The organism is Phycicoccus sp. Soil802 (genome assembly GCF_001429605.1).
Classification (GTDB): Bacteria; Actinomycetota; Actinomycetes; order Actinomycetales; family Dermatophilaceae; genus Pedococcus.
Genome location: NZ_LMSS01000008.1, coordinates 1 through 18,714 on the forward strand (window position 1 = coordinate 1; position 18,714 = coordinate 18,714).

The following is an 18,714-nucleotide window of genomic DNA, read 5'->3' on the forward strand; positions in this document are numbered from 1 at the left end:
CACGTGGTCCGACATCCCGACGGGCCGACCACCGTCACCAACCTGCAGACCCTGTGCGCGACCCACCACGGGTTCAAACACCACGCCGGCTGGCAGGTCGAGATGGACGAGCGCGGGATCTGCACCTGGACCGCCCCCGACGGCCGCACCCACACGACCCACCCGATGGACCGCCACGGCCACCAAGCCGCCTGACCCCGCGCGTCCTCCGACTGAACTCGAAGCCAGATCGCACCTTGCCGGATCGAGGGCTGGCAGGCTGGTTGCATGATCCTTCCCGAAGTCCGCGACCCGCGCCTGGTCACGGTGCGTCGCGGCGGGACGCTCACGGATGCAGACCACCACCTCCTCGCGCTGTGGGCCGCCGCGTGTGCCGAGCACGTCCTGGACCTGTTCGAGCGGGAGGAGCCGACGGACGGCCGTCCGCGAGCGGCGATCGACGCGGCCCGCGCGTGGGCCCGCGGCGACCTGGCGATGATGGACGCAAGAGCGCGGGGCGGGCACGCGATGGGTGCGGCGCGACCCCTGCTCGGGCCGGCCCGGTTCGCCGCCTACGCCGCGGGCCAGGCCGCCTGCGTCGGCCACGTGGCGGAGCACGACCTCGGGGCGGCGGCCTACGCCATCAAGGCCGCGCAGGCAGCGAGCCCGCAGGATCCCGACGCCGGACGACGGGAGCGCGACTGGCAGCGCGACCAGCTCCCCCAGGAGGTTCGAGCGCTCGTGCTGGAGGACGAGGTGCGCCGCAACGCCATCTGCTGGTCGGTCTTCGACGACTGACGAGCGATTGATCCGCTGGGACCAGGTCACGCCTCAGCGTGGCGTCGCGAGGGCGTCGAGGAGAGCCAGGAGGAGGTCGGCGACGCGGTCAGGCTCGGCGAGGTGCGCGAGGTGGTGGCCCGCGTCGCGGCGCACCACCCAACCGAGACCTTCGGCGAGAGTGAGCTCCGCGGCATACGTGTCGCCGAAGCCGAGGTATGCCGCCGGCCGCGCCTCCCAGCCGGGCGGCACCGGGAGGGGCGTCGTGAAGTACTCCGGGGGAAGGCGGGGGGCCTCACGGGTCACCCGGTCGAGCCAGTCGTCGTCCGGGAAGAGGGGCGCGACGTCCGCGCGGTCCCACCACGACGGCCACGGCGGGAGCAGGCCGTCGGTCAGCGGCAGCGTCTCGATGAACTCCGCGAAGGCTGCGGGCGCCAGTCGGGTCTCGGCCACACCGGGAGCGGGCAGGGCGGCGTCCATGAAGACCACCGGCAGGTCACGGGCGGTGGCGAGGGCCGGCGCGTAGTAGCCGGCGTTGCTGTGCGCGACGAGCACCGTCGCCGCGTGGTGGTCGATGACCGCACCAAAGGTGTGGAGCACCCCGCCGGGCATCACCTCGCCGGCCGGCAGGGACGCGACCACCGTGGCGAGCCCGCGCTCCCTGAGGATCCCGGCCAGGGGCAGGTAGCTGGCCGGCCCGAGCAACGGGCTGGGGAGGATCACGACGCGCGACGAGCCCACAGTGCCCGGCGCGGGGCCGGCCTCCGGAGTGGGGATGCTGTGTGACGGCACGGCCCGACGCTAGCGCTGGCGGGGAGGAAACCCGCACGAAACACTGCCTTGGTCTACTGACCCTGCCCGACCGGACCACGTGGCCGGTCCAACCGAACCGACCGCCGGGCGACGTCACGCCAAGGAGGCCGCGATGCACCTGTCCCCCGCGGACACCGAGAAGCTCCTGCTGTCGGTGGCCGGCATGGTCGCCCGGGACCGCCTGTCGCGCGGCGTCCGGCTCAACCACCCCGAGTCGGTCGCCCTCCTCTCGACCTGGGTCATCGAGCGAGCCCGAGACGGCGCCCTCGTGGCCGACCTGATGGAGCAGGGCCGGAGCGTTCTCACCCGCGACCAGGTCATGGACGGCGTGCCCGAGATGATCGCCGACGTCCAGGTCGAGGCGACCTTCCCGGACGGCCGCAAGCTCGTCACCCTCCACCACCCCATCGCCTAGGCGCAGACGACGTCGACAGAGGAGGAAAACCGTTGAGCAGCACCACCTCCGGCCCCGGGGCGATCCGGGTGAGGCCCGGCACCGTCACGATCAACGCCGACCGCACCGACGCCGAGCGGCTCACCCTCGTCATCGTGAACACCGGCGACCGCCCGGTGCAGATCGGCTCCCACCTGCACCTGCCCGACAGCAACACCGCCCTCGACTTCGACCGCACCGCCGCGCACGGCTTCCGGCTCGACATCCCCAGCGGGACGTCGGTGCGGTTCGAGCCCGGGGTGAGCCGCGAGGTGGACGCCGTCGCGTTCCGCGGGCGGCGGAGGATCCCCGGCCTCCAGCTGCCGGCCACGACCGGCCGGACGACCGAGGGTGACCTCGATGGCTGACCTCGACCGCGAGCGCTACGCCGCGATCTACGGCCCCACGACCGGCGACCAGGTCCGGCTCGGCGACACCGACCTGTGGATCGAGGTCGAGGACGACCTGACCTTCGGGGGTGAGGAGCCCGTCTTCGGCGGTGGCAAGTCGATCCGCGAGTCGATGGCCCAGGGCACCCGGAGCAGCGCCGACGGCGCCCTCGACACGGTCATCACCAACGCGATCGTGCTCGACCACTGGGGCATCGTGCGCGCCGACGTCGGCATCCGCGGGGGCCGGATCGTGGCCCTCGGCCGCAGCGGCAACCCCGACATCGCGGACGGCGTGCACCCCGACCTCGAGATCGGTCCCGGCACCGACGTCATCTCCGGCGAGGGCCGCATCCTCACCGCCGGCGGGGTCGACCTGCACGTGCACTTCCTCTCCACCAGCCAGGTGCACGAGGCCCTGGCGGCCGGGCTGACCACCCTGGGCGGCGGCGGCACCGGCCCCTCCGAGGGGTCCAAGGCGACCACCGTCACGCCTGGCCCCTGGCACCTCCAGTCGGTGCTCCGAGGCCTCGACCACCTCCCGGTCAACCTCCTGCTCATGGGCAAGGGCAACACCGTCAGCGCCGCGGGGCTGCGCGAGCAGGCGCTCGCCGGCGCGGCGGCATACAAGGTGCACGAGGACTGGGGCAGCACCCCGGCCGCGATCGACGCAGCCCTGCGCGCCGCCGACGAGTTCGGCCTGCAGGTGGCGCTGCACAGCGACAGCCTCAACGAGGCGGGGTTCGTCGACTCGACCTTGCGGGCGATCGGCGGGCGCAGCATCCACGCCTTCCACACCGAGGGCGCCGGCGGCGGGCACGCTCCCGACATCATCACCATCGCCGGACACCCCAACGTGCTGCCCGGCTCGACGAACCCGACCCTCCCCCACACCGTCAACACGGTCGCCGAGCACCTCGACATGCTGATGGTCTGCCACCACCTCAACCCGGCGGTCCCCGAGGACCTGGCCTTCGCCGAGAGCCGGATCCGGGCCACCACCATCGCGGCCGAGGACATCCTCCACGACCTCGGCGCCCTCTCGATGACGAGCAGCGACGCGCAGGCGATGGGTCGCATCGGGGAGGTGATCACCCGCACCTGGCAGGTCGCCCACGTCATGAAGGCGCGGCTCGGCGCCCTGGGCGGCGGTCTCCCCGCGGACAACGAGCGGGCTCGGCGCTACCTCGCCAAGTACACGATCAACCCCGCCATCGCGCACGGCATCGACCACGAGGTCGGCTCGATCGAGGCGGGCAAGCTCGCCGACCTCGTGCTGTGGCATCCCAAGTTCTTCGGGTGGCGCCCCGACGTCGTGATCAAGGCGGGCGCGATCGTGTATGCCGCGCTCGGCGACCCGAACGCGTCGATCCCCACGCCGCAGCCGGTGCTCATGCGCCCGGCGCTGGTCGGCGACGGCGGGGCGGGGGCCGACCACGCGCTGACCTTCGTGGCGCCGGTCGCCCTCGACGACGGACTCGCCGACCGGCTCGGCCTGCGGCGCACGCTCGTCGGCGTCCGTCCGACCCGGGACGTGAGCAAGGCCGACATGGTCAACAACGACGCCCTGCCGACGATCGAGGTCGACCCCGAGTCGTTCGCGATCAGCATCGACGGCGAGCGCGTCGAGCCGTCCCCGGCCATGGAACTCCCACTCGCGCAACGCTATTCGCTGTTCTGACGAGGTCCCGTGCTCCCCCACCCCGAGTTCGCCGCCATGCTGCTGGCGGACGGCCGGCTGCCCGTCGGCGGCCACACCCAGTCCTCCGGGCTCGAGCCTGCCCTCCTCGGTGGCCTCGAGCCGCGCGACGTGCCCGCCCTCGTGGCCACCCGGCTGCGGACGGTCGTGCTGGTCGACGCGGCGACCGCGGTCGTCGCCCGGCACCGCACCCTCGCCGGCCTCCCCCTCGACGACCTCCAGCTGGCCTGGGCCGCCCGCACCCCCAGCGAGGTGGTGCGGGCGGCATCCATCGCCGTGGGGCGCGGGCAGCGGCGGTTGGCGCAACGGCTGTGGCCGGGCAGCGCGGCCGCCTCCGCCCTGGCGCCGATGCCGGCTCCGGCCCGGCCTGTGGCGGTCGGCGCGATGGCCGCCGCGGCCGGTCTCGACGGCGCCCGCACCGCCCGCCTCGTCGCCTACGACGACGTCCAGTCCCTCTGCGCTGCCGCCCTCAAGCTGTGCCCCCTCGATCCGGTCGAGACCACCGAGTGGCTGCTGCACGCCGGTCCGGGGATCGAGGAGGTCGTGGCGGCGGTCGCGCACCTGACCGAGCCGGACGGCATCCCGGCGCCGTCCGCACCGCTGCTGGAGCAGTGGCAGCACGCCCACCCCACCCACCCACGGAGGTTGTTCAGTGCCTGACACCACCACGCCCGACAGCACCACGCCCGTCACCACGCGCGCCTTCCGGCTCGGCGTCGCCGGGCCGGTCGGCACCGGCAAGTCCTCGCTCATCGCCATGGTCTGTCGCGAGCTCGGCGACGAGCTGCGGCTCGGGGTCGTAACCAACGACATCTACACCGACGAGGACGCCCGGATGCTGCGCGCCGCCGGCGTCCTCGACCCCGAGCGGATCCGTGCCGTGGAGACCGGCGCGTGCCCGCACACCGCGATCCGCGACGACGTGACCGCCAACCTCCTCGCCGTGGAGGACCTGGAGGCCGACTTCGCACCGCTCGACCTGGTGCTGGTCGAGTCGGGCGGCGACAACCTCACCGCGACCTTCTCCCCCGCGTTGGTCGACGCCCAGGTCTTCGTCCTCGACGTGGCCGGTGGCGGTGACGTGGTGCGCAAGGGCGGTCCCGGCATCTCGCGCGCCGACCTGCTGGTCGTCAACAAGACCGACCTGGCGCCGCACGTGGGCGTCGATGCGGACCTCATGCAGGTGCAGGGTCGGGAGGCCCGCGACGGACGACCCGTCATCGGCCTGTCGCGCACCGACCCAGCGTCGGTCGCCCAGCTGCGCGCGTGGGTGCTGGCGATGCTCGGTGCCCACCGCAGCGGCCACCACGTGCCGGTCGACCCGGGCCCGATGGCCCCGCACAGCCATGCCGATGGCGGCGCGCACAGCCACGTCGGCGGTGACGGTGTCCACGCACACTGAGGTCCGCACCGCCCGGGTCGAGCTCTGGCCCGGGGGCAGAAGCAGCCGACTCGTGCTGGCCGCCGGCCTGGTCACCCCGCGGGTGGTCCGGCACGACGCCTCAGGCGCCGAGGTCGCCCTCCTCGCCACGACCGCCACCCTCCTCGGCGGCGACACCCTCCGGCTGGCGGTCGAGGTGGGTCCCGGGATGCGCCTCGACCTGCGCGACGTCGCGGGCACCGTGGCCTACCACGGTCGCGGACTCGGCTGCGTGGTCGACGCCTCGTTGCGGGTGCACGAGGGGGCCACCCTCGCCTGGGCCGGCGAGCCCCTCGTCGTCGCCGACGGCTCCGCCGTCACGCGACACCTGCGCGCCGACGTCGACGAGGGTGGCCGCCTGCTCCTTCGCGACCGGGTCGCCCTGGGCCGCAGCGGCCAGGACGGCGGTCGCCTCGACTGCCACACCGCCCTGAGGCATGCCGGTCGGCCGGCCCTCGTGGAGCACCTCGAGGTGCGGGCGGGGCTGGGACCGGGCGCCCTCGGGACGGCGCGGGTCGTCGACACCCTCACCGCGCTCGGCTGGCGGCCGGACACCGTGGCCGGCCACGCGGCATACCGGCTGCATGAACCGGGCAGCGTCGTCCGCGAGCTGCTCGACGAGGCCCACACCTCCGGCCTGCCCACGGTCTGGGCCGCCTGGCACGCCGAGCTCCCGGGCCAGCCGGGGCAACCACCAATTTGACGGAGTGTCGGCTGGGCCGCCCAGGCGTAGTTTGGCAGGACAACCATCTGAGAAAGGGAAACCACCATGGGCCAGTTCATGGATGTCCACACCAACATGCCGGGAGTCACCGCCGAGGCGCTGCTCGAGGCGCACCGGGCCGACCTCGCCATCCAGGACGAGGAGTCGGTGGACTTCAAGCAGGCTTGGGCCGACCCGGTGAGCGGACACGTCTTCTGCCTCTCCGAGGGACCGGACAAGGACGCCATCCAGCGCATCCACGAGCGCGCCGGCCACCCCTACGACGAGATCCACGAGATCACCGTCACGGCCTGACCCGGCCGCGCTGCCCCGCCCGACGGCCGCCCACCGCCCGCTCGACCTGTCGGAGCTCGATCTGCCGCGCCCATTAACGACATGCCCGACTGTCCGAAATGCGGGTTGCCCGCATGCCCCGGCGGCGGCCGTCCTACCATGGAAGAACGCCCGCAGGAAGCGCGCGGCGCGCAACAAACAGCAGATGAACAGGTGGCGGAACACGCAGTGACGCAGACACAGTCGAGCGGCAAGAGCGTCCAACGCCTCGATCGGGTCGTGATCCGGTTCGCCGGCGACTCGGGCGACGGCATGCAGCTGACCGGAGACCGGTTCACGTCGGAGACCGCAGCCCTCGGCAACGACCTCTCGACGCTGCCCAACTTCCCGGCCGAGATCCGGGCGCCCCAGGGCACCCTGCCCGGTGTCTCGAGCTTCCAGCTGCACTTCGCGGACCACGACGTCCTGACGCCCGGTGACGCGCCGGACGTGCTGGTCGCGATGAACCCCGCGGCCCTCAAGGCCAACCTGCGTGACCTGCCGCGCGGCGCCACGATCATCGCCAACACCGACGAGTTCTCGAAGCGCAACCTCGCCAAGGTGGGCTACGACGCCAACCCCCTGGACGACGGCAGCCTCGAGTCCTGGCACGTCCACCCGGTGGCGCTCACCTCGATCACCGTCGAGGCCCTGGCCGCCTTCGACACCTTGTCCCGTAAGGACAAGGAGCGCGCCAAGAACATGTTCGCGCTCGGGCTGCTGTCGTGGATGTACCACCGCCCGACCACTGGCACCGAGTCGTTCCTGGAGAAGAAGTTCGGCTCCAAGCCCGACATCCTCGCCGCGAACCTCACCGCGCTGAAGGCCGGCCTCAACTACGGCGAGACGACCGAGGACTTCGCGGTCTCCTACGAGATCGCGCCCGCGAAGATGGCCCCCGGCACCTACCGCAACATCACCGGCAACGCCGCGCTCGCCCTCGGCCTGGTCACGGCGTCGCACCGGGCGGGCATCCCGCTGGTGCTCGGCTCCTACCCGATCACCCCCGCCTCCGACATCCTCCACACCCTCTCGGGCCTCAAGCGCTACGGCGTGACGACCCTGCAGGCCGAGGACGAGATCGCCGGCATCGGCGCGGCCCTGGGGGCGTCGTTCGGCGGCGCCATCGGGGTGACCACGACCTCCGGCCCCGGAGTCGCGCTCAAGTCCGAGACGATCGGCCTCGGGGTCTCGCTCGAGCTCCCGCTGGTCATCGTCGACGTGCAGCGCGGCGGCCCCTCGACGGGCCTGCCGACCAAGACGGAGCAGTCCGACCTGCTGCAGGCGATGTTCGGGCGCAACGGCGAGTCGCCGGTGCCGATCATCGCGCCCCAATCGCCGGCCGACTGCTTCGACGCCGCGCTGGAGGCGGTGCGGATCGCCACGACCTACCGGACCCCCGTGTTCCTGCTCTCCGACGGCTACCTCGCCAACGGCTCGGAGCCGTGGTCGATCCCGTCCGTGTCAGAGCTGCCCGACCTCACCGTCGAGTTCGCGACCGAGCCCAACGACACCGACGACAAGGGCGAGCCGGTCTTCCACCCGTACCTGCGCGACGAGGCCACCCTGGCCCGACCGTGGGCCATCCCGGGGACGCCCGGGCTGGAGCACCGCATCGGTGGCATCGAGAAGGCCAACGTCACCGGCAACATCTCCTACGACCCCGACAACCACGACCTGATGACCCGCCTCCGGGCGGCCAAGGTCGAGCGGATCGCCGACACCATCGGTGACCTCGAGGTCGACGACCCGAGCGGCGAGGCCACCGTGCTGGTGCTCGGCTGGGGGTCGACCTACGGACCGATCGCCGCCGCCGCGCGCAGCGTCCGCAACACCGGCGCGCAGGTGGCCCGGGCTCACCTGCGCCACCTCAACCCGTTCCCCGCCAACACCGGCGAGGTCCTGCGGCGCTACGACAAGGTGCTCGTCCCCGAGATGAACATGGGCCAGCTCGCGATGCTGCTGCGCGCCAAGTTCCTCGTCGACGTGCACTCCTTCACCCAGGTGCGCGGGCTGCCCTTCACCACGGTCGAGCTCGCCGACGCCATCGTGTCGCTCGCCTCCGGCGCCGACACCCTGGCTCCGGACAGCAAGGCCACCGACACCGTGGCCGCCAAGGGAGGACACGCATGACCACCGAACTAGGCATGCCGTCCATCGGCGTCCGCAGCGGCACCGCCGGCGTCCCGCACCTCGCCGAGGACGACCCGCGCCAGACCAAGAAGGAGTTCACCTCCGACCAGGAGGTGCGCTGGTGCCCCGGCTGCGGCGACTACGCCATCCTCGCCGCCGTGCAGGGCTTCCTGCCCGAGCTCGGCCTCAAGCGCGAGAACACCGTGTTCGTCTCCGGGATCGGCTGCTCGTCGCGGTTCCCCTACTACCTCGACACCTACGGCATGCACTCGATCCACGGGCGCGCGCCGGCAATCGCCACCGGGTTGGCCACCAGCCGCCCCGACCTGTCGGTCTGGGTCGTGACCGGTGACGGTGACGCGCTGTCGATCGGCGGCAACCACCTGATCCACGCGCTGCGCCGCAACGTCAACCTCACGATCCTGTTGTTCAACAACCAGATCTACGGGCTGACCAAGGGCCAGTACTCGCCCACGTCGGAGGTCGGCAAGGTCACCAAGTCGACCCCGATGGGCTCGGTCGACCACCCGTTCAACCCGGTGTCCCTGGCGCTGGGGGCCGAGGCCACCTTCGTGGCCCGGACGACCGACACCGACCGCAAGCACCTCACCGAGATCCTCCGCGCCGCCGCCGAGCACCGCGGCACGTCGCTGGTCGAGATCTACCAGAACTGCCCGATCTTCAACGACGGCGCCTTCGACCTCATCAAGGACCGTACCCAGCAGGAGGCGCGGATCGTCCACCTCGCCGACGGCGAGCCGGTGGCCGTCGGGCCCGAGGGCGACCGGCAGGTGCTGGTGCGCGGCGCGGGCGGCGTCATGGAGTTCGTGCCGCACGCCGAGTCGGAGGGACGCGACGTGGTGGTCCACGACGCCGGTGCCGCCGACCCGACCCAGGCGTTCGCGCTGTCGCGGCTGGACTCGCCGCAGATGACGCACGTGCCGATGGGCATCTTCCGCAGCGTCTCCCGGCCGACCTATGACGACATGGTGCGGGCTCAGGTGGACGCCGCCATCGACACCGCCGGCGGTCGCCCCACCGACGCCGACCTGGACGCGCTGATCCACGGTCGCGACACCTGGACCGTGGCGTGACCCACGACCCCACCACCACCTGAGGTGCCGGCGGACGACGCACGGCGCGGCGCGGCATACGGGTTCATCGCCTATGCGATCTGGGGGGCCTTCCCGCTCTACTTCGCGGCGCTGAAGCCGGCCGGCGCCTGGGAGATCCTGGCGCACCGGATCCTGTGGACCATGCTGCTCTGCGCCCTGGTGCTGGTCGTGCGCCGCGACCTCGCCTGGGCCCGCCAGCTCTGGCAGCGCCCGAGGCTCGGCCTCGGCGTCACGGCGGCTGCGCTGCTCATCGCCGCCAACTGGGTGATCTACGTCGCGGCGGTGCTCGGAGGCCGCACCACCGAGGCGGCGCTCGGCTACTTCCTCAACCCCATCGTCACGGTCGCCCTCGGGGTCGTCGTGCTGCGCGAGCGGCTGCGTCCCCTGCAGTGGGTCGCGGTGGCCATCGGCGCCTTCGCCGGGATCTACCTCGGCCTCGCCGCCGGGTCCGTCCCTGTCGTGGCCCTGAGCCTGGCGATGTCGTTCGGGCTCTATGGCCTGGTGAAGAAGAAGGTCGGCGCCTCGCTCGAGGCGATGCACTCGCTGTCCGCCGAGACCGCCGTGCTGGCGCCCATCGCGGTCGTCATGCTCGTGGTGCTGACCAGCCGGGGCGACACCACCTTCACGACCGAGGGCGGGTGGCACACGACGCTGCTCGTGGCCGCCGGGGTGGCGACCGCCACCCCGCTGCTGCTCTTCGCGGCCGCGGCCCGACGGGTGCCGCTGGTCACGGTCGGCCTGTTGCAGTTCATCACCCCGGTGCTCCAGCTCCTGTGTGGAGTGCTCCTGCTCGACGAGCACATGACGCGCAGCCGGTGGGTCGGCTTCGGCATCGTCTGGGTCGCGCTGGTGGTGCTGAGCGTCGACTCGATCCGGAACCTGCCGCGTCGCGGCCGACCGGACCCGCAACCGGATCCGGTCCTGCCCTGACGCCGGTCAGCCGGGCACGTGGTGGCCGGTGCCGCCGTCGATGAGCTCACGCAGGATGTCGGCGTGGCCGGCGTGCCGGACGGTGTCCTCGATCATGTGCACCAGCACCCAGCGCAGGCTGACCGTGCGCCCCGTGTATGCCGTGCCGGTCGCGTCCAGCGGCAGCTCGAGGATCGCCGCGTCCGCGGCTGCCCAGGCCCGGCGGTAGAACGCCACGATGTCGTCGGTCGTCTCGTCGTCGGCCGCGCGCATGTCGGCCTCGGGGTCCTGCGAGATGTCCGTCAGCGGCTCGGTGGGCCGGCCGAACGACTCGCAGAACCAACCGTACTCGGCGTTCGCGAGGTGCTTGACCAGCCCGACCAGGTTGGTGCCGCTGGGCACCATCGGACGGCGGACCTCCTCGTCGGAGAGCCCGTCCAGCTTCCAGACCATGACGTCGCGGTGGCTCTGCAGGGCTGCGAGCAGGGTCGTCTTCTCGTCGGCCAGGTAGGGGGTGGGCTGGGTGGGAGCGCTCATGCCGCGAGGCTAGCGACGGCCGACGACACCGGGTCAGGACCCCAGGACGTGGTCGAGGTAGGCGTTGGCGAACCGGCGTCCCGGGTCGAGCTGGTGGCGCACCTCGAGGAAGTCGTCGAACCGCGGGTAGAGCTCGTGCAGCTCCTCGGCACCCAGGGTGTGCAGCTTGCCCCAGTGCGGCCGCCCGGCGTGCTCGGCCATGATCGACTCGAACGCCGCGAACGCGCCGTAGTCGTCCATCCGGTGGTACTGGTGGATCGCCAGGTAGGCGTTCTGTCGCTCGTAGGCCGTGGACAGCCAGACGTCATCAGCGCCCGTGAACCGCAGCTCGAGTGGGAAGGTCAGCGGCGCACGGTGCCGCTCCAGCCAGCTCCGCACCTCCAACACGACGTCGGCCACGGCGGCCCGGGGCACGGCATACTCGCTCTCGCGGAAGCGCACCTTGCGCTCGGCGACGAAGACGCGCCACGAGTCGTCGGTGTACTCGCGGGCCCCCAGGAGCCGCGCGCTGATGGTGTTGAGCCGCGGCACGATCGCCGGGGCGGCAGCCGCCGCCCGGTTGGTCACCTCGAAGAGGCGGTTCGACAGCAGCTCGTCGTCGAGCAGCGCACGCCAGCGCGGCAGGGGCGCACCGCCGTCGTCGTCGCCGACGCGGTCGTTGTGCTTCACCAGGACGCGGTCGGTGAGTGGGAACCAGTGCATGTCGACGTGGTCGTGCGCCTCGACGTCGTCCTCGACCCGCTCGAGCACCTCGTGCAGGTCGGCGCTGAACTCCTTGGCGTGCAACCGGAAGGCCGGCACGCACTGCAGCTCGACCTCGGTGATGACGCCGAGGGCGCCGAGCCCCACCCGGGCGGCCTGGAAGACGCGTGGCTCGACGTCGGCAGAGCACTCCAGCAGGGTGCCGTCGGCGAGCGCGAGCACCAGCCCAGAGACCGCGGCAGCGATGCCCTGCAACCGGATGCCGGTGCCGTGCGTGCCGGTCGAGATCGCCCCCGCCAGGGACTGCCGGTCGATGTCGCCGAGGTTGGGCAGGGCGAGGCCGAGGGCGTGGAGGGCAGGGTTCAGCACGTGCAGCGGGGTGCCCGCCAGGACCCGGACCCGGCTGCGTTGGCGGTCGACGTGGGTGATGCCGGTCAGCTCGTCGAGGCGCAGGTGGAGCCCATCCGTCGCCGCGATCGACGTGAACGAGTGCCCCGCCCCGACCGCCTTGACCGGGATGCCGCGGGCCCCCGCCCGCAGGATGGCCGCTGAGACCTCGTCGGGGCGGCGCGCGCTGGCCACCTCCACGGGATGGCTGGTCTGGTTGCCGGCCCAGTTGGTCCACGCGGTCATCCGAAGTTCTTCCCCTCACCCCGGTAGGTCGGCACCGTCTCGACCAGGTGGTCCCCGCTCACCAGGTGAAGCACGTCGAACCGCTCGCACATCTCCCCCGCCTTGGCGTAGCGGAACCACACGTTGTCGCCCAGGCCCAGGTCACGGACCCCGTTGCCCTGCAACGGGGTCTGCACCTCGCCCACGCCCTCGGACTTGACCAGCTTCACCTCGGCTCGGCCGAACGGCGCAGGCACCCGCGACCAGCCGGGCGGTCCCGACGCGACGTAACCACCGCCGAAGGCCGTGACGAAGCCCGGTCCGGGGTGCCGCACGACCGGCAGCGCGAAGGCTGCCGCCGGTTGCGGCGTGAAGTCGTCATAGCCGTCGAAGAGTGTCGGCCCGTAGAGACCGGACCCGGCCGCGAGCTCGGTCACGGCCGGGTCCGGACCGGTCACGTGCAGCGAGCCGGTCCCCCCACCGTTGACGAACTCCAGGTCGGCGACCGCACGGACCGCCGCGACCACCTCGCCCCGGCGCCGGGCGAGGGAGTCGGCGGAGCGCTTCTTCATCATCCGCACGGCCGGCGAGGAGTCGGGCAGGCCGGCGATCTGGGCGTCGTAGAACATCAGGCCGACCACCGACAGACCCGCCGCCGAGGCGGCGCGTGCGAGGGCGACCGCGTCAGCGGGCTCGCGCAGGGGTGAGCGCCGGACCCCCAGGTGCAGCCGGCCCAGCCGCAGCGAGGCGTCGACGTCGAGGGCGACCCGCAGGCCGTGCGGCCGGTCCAGCGCGGCAAGGAAGTCCACGTGCTCGAGCGAGTCGACGGTCAGGGTCACCTGCGCCGCCTGGTGCGCGTCCGCGGCGAGGGCGGCGAGCGCGGCCCGGTCGACGCTGGGGTAGGCCACGTAGACGTCCTCGAAACCGGAGGCGACGAGCCAGCGGGCCTCCGGCACTGCATACGCCATCACGCCCGCGAAACCCGGCCGGGACAGGGCCCGCGCCAGGAGCGTGCGGCACCGCACCGACTTGGAGGCCACCCTGATCGGTTTGCCGGACGCCCTCCGCACGAGATCGGCGGCGTTCGCGTCGAAGGCGTCGAGGTCGACGACGGCGAGCGGGGGCTGAACGGAGGCGGTCGCACGATCCCAGTGGAGGGTCACCCGCCCGACCCTACCGATGCCGTGCGCCGTGTTCACCGCTAGTCACCCGACGTTCACCTCAGAGCCGTCGTCAGCAGGACGTGTGGTTCCTAGGTTGGAGGCTGCCCGCGCCGCGCAGCGCGACCCGAGACCTGGAGGAACTTCGATGTCCACAGCTTCACCCGAGCGCACCGCCCTCCCCCTGCTCACCGTCCACCAGGGCGGCCGGAGTGCGATGACCTGCCACTTCAAGTGTGACGACGCCTGCAGCAAGCCCGTCCCGAACCAGACCGACCACGGCTACTTCGGTGACCTCGTCGCGGCCGGTGCGTCGCGACGCGCGATCCTCAAGGGCAGCGGGCTGGTCGCGGCCGTCGTCGGTCTCGGCACCGTGACCGGGGTGCAGTCCGCCGCCGCCGCGCCCGGCTCCACCCCCGCAGCAGACCCGGCCGCCGCTGGGGGCACGAAGTCACCGTTCGGGTTCACCGCCATCGCGCCCCAGCCAGCCGGCACGGACCGGGTCGTCATCCCCGAGGGCTTCGAGTGGTCGACGATCGTCGCGTGGGGCGACCCGATCCTGGCCAACGCTCCCGCCTTCGACTTCGAGCACCAGAGCGCGGCAGCCCAGGAGGGGCAGTTCGGCTACAACAACGACTACACGACGCTGGTCCGGGGCCGCGACGAGAGGCACGGGACCCTGGTCTGCAACAACGAGTACACCAACGACGAGCTGATGTTCCGGGGCTACACGGGATCGGCGTCGCTCACGCCCGAGCAGATCCGGATCACGATGGCCGCGCACGGCATGTCCGTCGTCGAGCTGCGGCGCGCGAACGCGACCGCGCCGTGGACCTATGTCAAGGGCGCCGCCACGAACCGCCGGGTCACGGCCACGACGCCGTTCGCCTTCGACGGACCGGCTGCCGGTCACCGCCTGCTGAAGACCACCGCCGACCCCTCGGGCACGCGCGTCCTCGGCACCTTCGGCAACTGCTCGGGTGGCCTCACCCCGTGGGGCACCGTGCTGTCGGGTGAGGAGAACTTCAACGGCTACTTCTCGGCCGCGACCGCTCCGGCCGACCAGACCGACGCCTACAAGCGCTACGGCCTCACGGGCTCCAAGGGCCGTGGCTGGGAGCGGGTCGACGGCCGCTTCGACGCGACACTGGAACCCAATGAGGTCAACAGGTTTGGCTGGATCGTCGAGCTCGACCCCTCGGACCCGTCCTCGACTCCGGTCAAGCACACGGCACTCGGCCGGCTCAAGCACGAGGGCGCCAACGTCACGGTGGCGCCCGACGGCCGCGTGGTCGCCTACCTGGGCGACGACGAGCGGTTCGACTACCTCTACAAGTTCGTGTCGCACGGCCGCTTCCGCCCCGGCAGCTCGGCCAGGGCCCGCGCGCACAACCTGACACTGCTGTCCTCGGGCGACCTCTACGTCGCGAAGTTCACCGGGGACGGGTTCGAGGACGGCGTCAGCGACGGCTCCGGCCAGTGGCTGCCACTCGTGGTCGACAACGAGAGCAAGGTCGCCGGCTTCACCCACGAGGAGGTCCTCATCTGGACGCGCCTGGCCGCCGACAAGGTGGGCCCCACCAAGATGGACCGGCCCGAGGACGTCGAGCCCAACCTGGTCAACGGCCGCACCTACGTCGTGTGCACCAACAACACGAGCCGTCAGCCCAGCCAGATCGACGAGGCCAACCCCCGCGCCAACAACAAGCACGGGCACATCATCGAAATCACGCCGACCGCGGGCGACGACACGACGACCAGCTTCACCTGGAAGATCGTCCTGATCGCCGAGGACCCGACCGACCCGACGACCTACTTCAACGGCTACGACCGCTCCGAGGTCTCGCCGATCTCGTGTCCCGACAACATCGCCTTCGACCACGACGGCAACATGTGGATCGCCACCGACGGCAACGCCCTCGGCGCCTGCGACGGCATGTACCTCTACCCGCTGTCGGGGCCGCACAAGGGTCACCTCCAGCAGTTCCTGTCGGTGCCCGCCTACGCCGAGTGCTGCGGGCCCCTGGTCACCTGGGACCAGAAGACCGTGCTGGCCGCCGTCCAGCACCCGGGTGAGACGACCGGCGCCTCGCCGGCCGCCCCACAGAGCCAGTTCCCCTACCTCGGTGGCGGCCAGCCCCGCCCGGCAGTCATCCAGATCCACCGAGCCTGACGCGCGCCACTGCCGACCCGCACCACTGCCGACCCGCACCACTGCCGACCCGCACCACCGCTCACCCACACCACTTCTGGCCACGTATGCCGCGTGTTGGGCGCTGAGAGCGCCCGTCACCAGGCATGGGTGGCCAGAAGTGCGGGAGGGGTGGGGCGGGGGGGTCGGTCAGCCGACGCGGGTGACGACGCTGGTCGCGAGGGCGCGCAGTGCCGCCTTGGCCTCGCCGTCCGGCAGCGGGTCGAGGACGTCCTGCGCAGCCGTCGCGACCGCGGAGGTGTGCTCTCGGGCGCGCTCCATGGCCGGGTGCCCGCGCAGGAGCCCGAGGGTCTCGTCCAGCCGGGCCTGGTCACGCAGGTCGGACTGCAGCAGCTCGCGCAGGCGGGCGTCGGCGGGGTCGGTGGAGGCCAGCGCATAGAGGACGGGCAGCGTGCGCTTGCCCTCGCGCAGGTCGGTGCCGGGAGTCTTGCCGAGGTCGTCGGCGTCCGACGAGACGTCGATGAGGTCGTCGGCGAGCTGGAAGGCCATGCCGAGCTGCTCGCCGTACTCGCGCATGATCGCCACCGTCGCGGCGTCGCAGCCCGCGAACATCGCGCCGTAGCGCGCCGCCGTGGCGATCAGCACGCCGGTCTTGTCGGCCAGCACCTGGAGGTAGTAGCCGACCGGGTCCTCGTCGCTTGGGCTCGGCCGGTCGTCGCGGATCTGCCCGACGCACAGCCGCACGAAGGTCTCCGCCTGGATCTTGACCGCCTCGGGCCCGAGGTCGGCAATGATCGACGACGCCGTGCCGAAGAGCAGGTCGCCCACCAGGATCGCGGTCGAGTTGCCGTACTTCGCGTTCGCGCTGGGCGCCCCGCGGCGCAGGTCGGCCTCGTCCATCACGTCGTCGTGGCACAGCGACGCGACGTGGGTCAGCTCGACGCCTGCGGCGGCCGCGACCACGTCCTCGTTGGCCCCGGTGCCCAGCTCTGCGGCGAGCAGGGTCAGCAAGGGACGGAAGCGCTTGCCCCCCGCTTGGATGAGGTGGCTGTTGGCCTCCGCGATGAACGCGTCGTCGTGGTCGACCTCACGACGCAGCAAGGCGTCGACCGCGGCGAGTCCCGCTCGCAGCCGGTCGGACAGGTCGTCCGAGACGTCAGGCAGGACGAGGACCGGTGGGGTCGTGCTCACCTGGCAGCCCGCGTCGCCGAAACAGAGACCGTCATTTCACCAGCCTGCGTCATTTCAACAGCCCGCGTCACTTCACCAAGAACTGCGACGACCGCTCGGCCAGGTCGAGGACCTGGGCCGGCAGGATGCCGAGGACCAGCGTCACGAGGGTGCCGATGGTGATGGCGACCGTGGTGAACGGCGATGCCGTCTCCGCCACGACGACCTCGCCGGCCGGCGGCTCGGTGAAGTACATCAGCACGATCAGCCGGACGTAGACGAACGCGGTGATGACGCTGCAGAGCACGCCGATGATGACCAGGGCCACCCCGGACCGGCCGCCGAACGAGATGGCCGGCGCGAACGCGGCATACTTCGCGGCGAAGCCGGACGTCAGCGGGATGCCCGCGAAGGCGAGCAGCAGGAACGCGAAGACGCCGGCCACGACCGGGTGGTTGCGGCCCAACCCGGCCCACTGGGACAGGTGCGAGGCCTCGGAGCCACCCTGGCGCACCAGCGACACGACGGCGAAGCCGGCGATCGTGGTGAAGCCGTAGGCGACCAGGTAGAACATCGTGCCCGAGACACCGGTGCGGTCGAAGGCCAGCACCGCGACGAGGATGAACCCCGCGTGGGCGATCGAGGAGTAGGCGAGCAGCCGCTTCACGTCGGTCTGGGTCACCGACAGCACGGCACCGACGACCATGGTCAGGGCGGCGACGGCGATCACGCCACCACGCCAGTCCCAGCGGTTGGCCTCGACGCCGACGTAGACGACGCGCAGGATCGCGCCGAAGGCGGCGACCTTGGTGCAGGCGGCCATGAAGCCGGTGACCGGGGTGGGCGCGCCCTGGTAGACGTCGGGGGTCCACGAGTGGAACGGCACGGCGCCGACCTTGAACAGCAGGCCGACCAGGACCAACACGACACCGGGCAGGAGCAGGCCCTCGAGGGCTCCGTTGGCCGCCCTCACCGCCGTGGCGATGTCGGCGAGGTAGAGCGAGCCCGCGTAGCCGTAGAGCAGGGCGGCGCCGAAGAGGAAGAACGCCGAGCTGAACGCACCGAGCAGGAAGTACTTGAGCGACGCCTCCTGCGAGAGGAGCCGGCGGCGGCGCGCGAGCCCACAGAGCAGGTAGAGGGGCAGCGACAGCACCTCGAGTGCGACGAACATGGTCAGCAGGTCTCCCGCGGCCGGGAACAGCAGCATGCCGACGACCGAGAACAGCGTCAGCGGGAAGACCTCGCTGGTCGCCAGTCCGGCCCGCAGCGCTGCGGCCTCGTGGGGCGAACCGGGGACGGCCGCACCCATCGGGGTGAAGGCGTCGGCACCCTGGCCGCCGAACTTCTCGGCCATGGTCAGCACGCCGAGCGCCGCCATCAGCAGGATCGCGCCCTGCAGGAACAGGGCGGGACCGTCGATGATGACCGCCTGGGCGAGCGTGCCACCGCGGTGCGCCTCATCGGCCGACACCGTCACGAGGACCACGAACGCGGCGACCAGCGACACCAGCGCCAGCGAGACCTGGATGACATGGCGGTGGCGACGCGGCGCGAAGGCCTCGACCAGCACGCCGATGAGCGCGCCGGCGATCACGATCAGCATCGGCGCGATCGCGCTGTAGTCGACGTCGGCCGGCTTGAAGGCCGTGGCCAGCGCAGGGGCGGACAGAACCGTCAT

The 18,714-nt window shown here is 71.9% G+C and carries 18 protein-coding genes and 1 pseudogene; 13 read left to right on the forward strand and 6 right to left on the reverse strand.

Annotated features, from left to right (window positions below):
• Together ASG91_RS20940 and ASG91_RS19290 are read left to right on the forward strand one after the other, a co-directional pair.
• A pseudogene (locus ASG91_RS20940) lies at positions 1-195 on the forward strand (HNH endonuclease); the annotation flags it as partial.
• Positions 196-267: 72 nt separating this feature from the next.
• Positions 268-777, forward strand: a complete 510-nt coding sequence (locus ASG91_RS19290; RefSeq protein ID WP_056924289.1) for a putative immunity protein — start codon at positions 268-270, stop codon at positions 775-777.
• A 33-nt stretch (positions 778-810) separates the two neighbouring features.
• On the opposite strand, the gene ASG91_RS19295 is transcribed toward ASG91_RS19290, so the two are convergent.
• Positions 811-1,548, reverse strand: a complete 738-nt coding sequence (locus ASG91_RS19295; RefSeq protein ID WP_157606441.1) for an alpha/beta fold hydrolase — start codon at positions 1,546-1,548, stop codon at positions 811-813.
• A gap of 133 nt (positions 1,549-1,681) precedes the next feature.
• Between ASG91_RS19295 and ASG91_RS19300 the strand changes: the two genes are divergently transcribed.
• The 10 genes from ASG91_RS19300 to rarD all read left to right on the forward strand — a co-directional run bounded on the left by ASG91_RS19300 (position 1,682) and on the right by rarD (position 10,724).
• Positions 1,682-1,984: an urease subunit gamma gene (locus tag ASG91_RS19300; protein ID WP_056924291.1), complete on the forward strand. Its 303-nt coding sequence runs from the start codon at positions 1,682-1,684 to the stop codon at positions 1,982-1,984.
• A gap of 32 nt (positions 1,985-2,016) precedes the next feature.
• The gene (gene ureB, locus ASG91_RS19305) at positions 2,017-2,370 is read left to right on the forward strand and encodes an urease subunit beta (protein WP_056924292.1); all 354 of its coding nucleotides are present in this window, start codon (positions 2,017-2,019) and stop codon (positions 2,368-2,370) included.
• Entirely contained in the window at positions 2,363-4,072 is a 1,710-nt protein-coding gene (locus ASG91_RS19310) for an urease subunit alpha (RefSeq protein ID WP_056924401.1), read from the forward strand. The genes ureB and ASG91_RS19310 overlap by 8 nt, the downstream gene beginning before the upstream one ends.
• Positions 4,073-4,081: 9 nt before the next feature.
• Positions 4,082-4,750, forward strand: a complete 669-nt coding sequence (locus ASG91_RS19315) for an urease accessory protein UreF (RefSeq protein WP_235545795.1) — start codon at positions 4,082-4,084, stop codon at positions 4,748-4,750.
• Complete coding sequence (gene ureG, locus ASG91_RS19320; RefSeq protein ID WP_056924293.1) at positions 4,743-5,492, forward strand: urease accessory protein UreG; 750 nt, start codon at positions 4,743-4,745, stop codon at positions 5,490-5,492. Before ASG91_RS19315 ends, ureG begins: the two co-directional genes overlap by 8 nt.
• Positions 5,476-6,213: an urease accessory protein UreD gene (locus ASG91_RS19325; protein WP_162257559.1), complete on the forward strand. Its 738-nt coding sequence runs from the start codon at positions 5,476-5,478 to the stop codon at positions 6,211-6,213. The genes ureG and ASG91_RS19325 overlap by 17 nt, the downstream gene beginning before the upstream one ends.
• Positions 6,214-6,279: 66 nt before the next feature.
• Positions 6,280-6,528 (forward strand): SCO4226 family nickel-binding protein, encoded by a 249-nt coding sequence (locus ASG91_RS19330; protein ID WP_056924295.1) that lies wholly within the window; start codon positions 6,280-6,282, stop codon positions 6,526-6,528.
• Between the two features lie 207 nt (positions 6,529-6,735).
• On the forward strand, positions 6,736-8,679 hold the full coding sequence (locus ASG91_RS19335; RefSeq protein ID WP_056924296.1) for a 2-oxoacid:acceptor oxidoreductase subunit alpha: 1,944 nt from the start codon (positions 6,736-6,738) through the stop codon (positions 8,677-8,679).
• Positions 8,676-9,773, forward strand: coding sequence for a 2-oxoacid:ferredoxin oxidoreductase subunit beta (locus ASG91_RS19340; protein WP_056924297.1), 1,098 nt, complete (start codon positions 8,676-8,678; stop codon positions 9,771-9,773). The genes ASG91_RS19335 and ASG91_RS19340 overlap by 4 nt, the downstream gene beginning before the upstream one ends.
• A gap of 24 nt (positions 9,774-9,797) precedes the next feature.
• Entirely contained in the window at positions 9,798-10,724 is a 927-nt protein-coding gene (rarD, locus tag ASG91_RS19345) for an EamA family transporter RarD (RefSeq protein ID WP_056924298.1), read from the forward strand.
• Between the two features lie 6 nt (positions 10,725-10,730).
• Here rarD and ASG91_RS19350 read toward each other — a convergent pair whose 3' ends face one another.
• Genes ASG91_RS19350 through ASG91_RS19360 form a run of 3 tightly spaced genes read right to left on the reverse strand, consistent with a single transcriptional unit; the run spans position 10,731 to position 13,717 of the window.
• Positions 10,731-11,240, reverse strand: coding sequence for a DinB family protein (locus ASG91_RS19350; protein ID WP_056924299.1), 510 nt, complete (start codon positions 11,238-11,240; stop codon positions 10,731-10,733).
• Between the two features lie 33 nt (positions 11,241-11,273).
• Complete coding sequence (locus ASG91_RS19355; protein WP_056924300.1) at positions 11,274-12,575, reverse strand: D-arabinono-1,4-lactone oxidase; 1,302 nt, start codon at positions 12,573-12,575, stop codon at positions 11,274-11,276.
• Complete coding sequence (locus tag ASG91_RS19360; protein WP_056924403.1) at positions 12,572-13,717, reverse strand: alanine racemase; 1,146 nt, start codon at positions 13,715-13,717, stop codon at positions 12,572-12,574. The genes ASG91_RS19355 and ASG91_RS19360 overlap by 4 nt, the downstream gene beginning before the upstream one ends.
• A 145-nt stretch (positions 13,718-13,862) precedes the next feature.
• Between ASG91_RS19360 and ASG91_RS19365 the strand changes: the two genes are divergently transcribed.
• Positions 13,863-15,887 carry a PhoX family phosphatase gene (locus ASG91_RS19365; protein ID WP_056924301.1) on the forward strand — a complete coding sequence of 675 codons (2,025 nt, stop codon included), beginning with the start codon at positions 13,863-13,865 and terminating at the stop codon, positions 15,885-15,887.
• A 168-nt stretch (positions 15,888-16,055) separates the two neighbouring features.
• On the opposite strand, the gene ASG91_RS19370 is transcribed toward ASG91_RS19365, so the two are convergent.
• Positions 16,056-17,057: a polyprenyl synthetase family protein gene (locus ASG91_RS19370; protein WP_056924302.1), complete on the reverse strand. Its 1,002-nt coding sequence runs from the start codon at positions 17,055-17,057 to the stop codon at positions 16,056-16,058.
• A gap of 67 nt (positions 17,058-17,124) precedes the next feature.
• Positions 17,125-18,714, reverse strand: a complete 1,590-nt coding sequence (gene nuoN, locus ASG91_RS19375) for an NADH-quinone oxidoreductase subunit NuoN (RefSeq protein WP_369820395.1) — start codon at positions 18,712-18,714, stop codon at positions 17,125-17,127.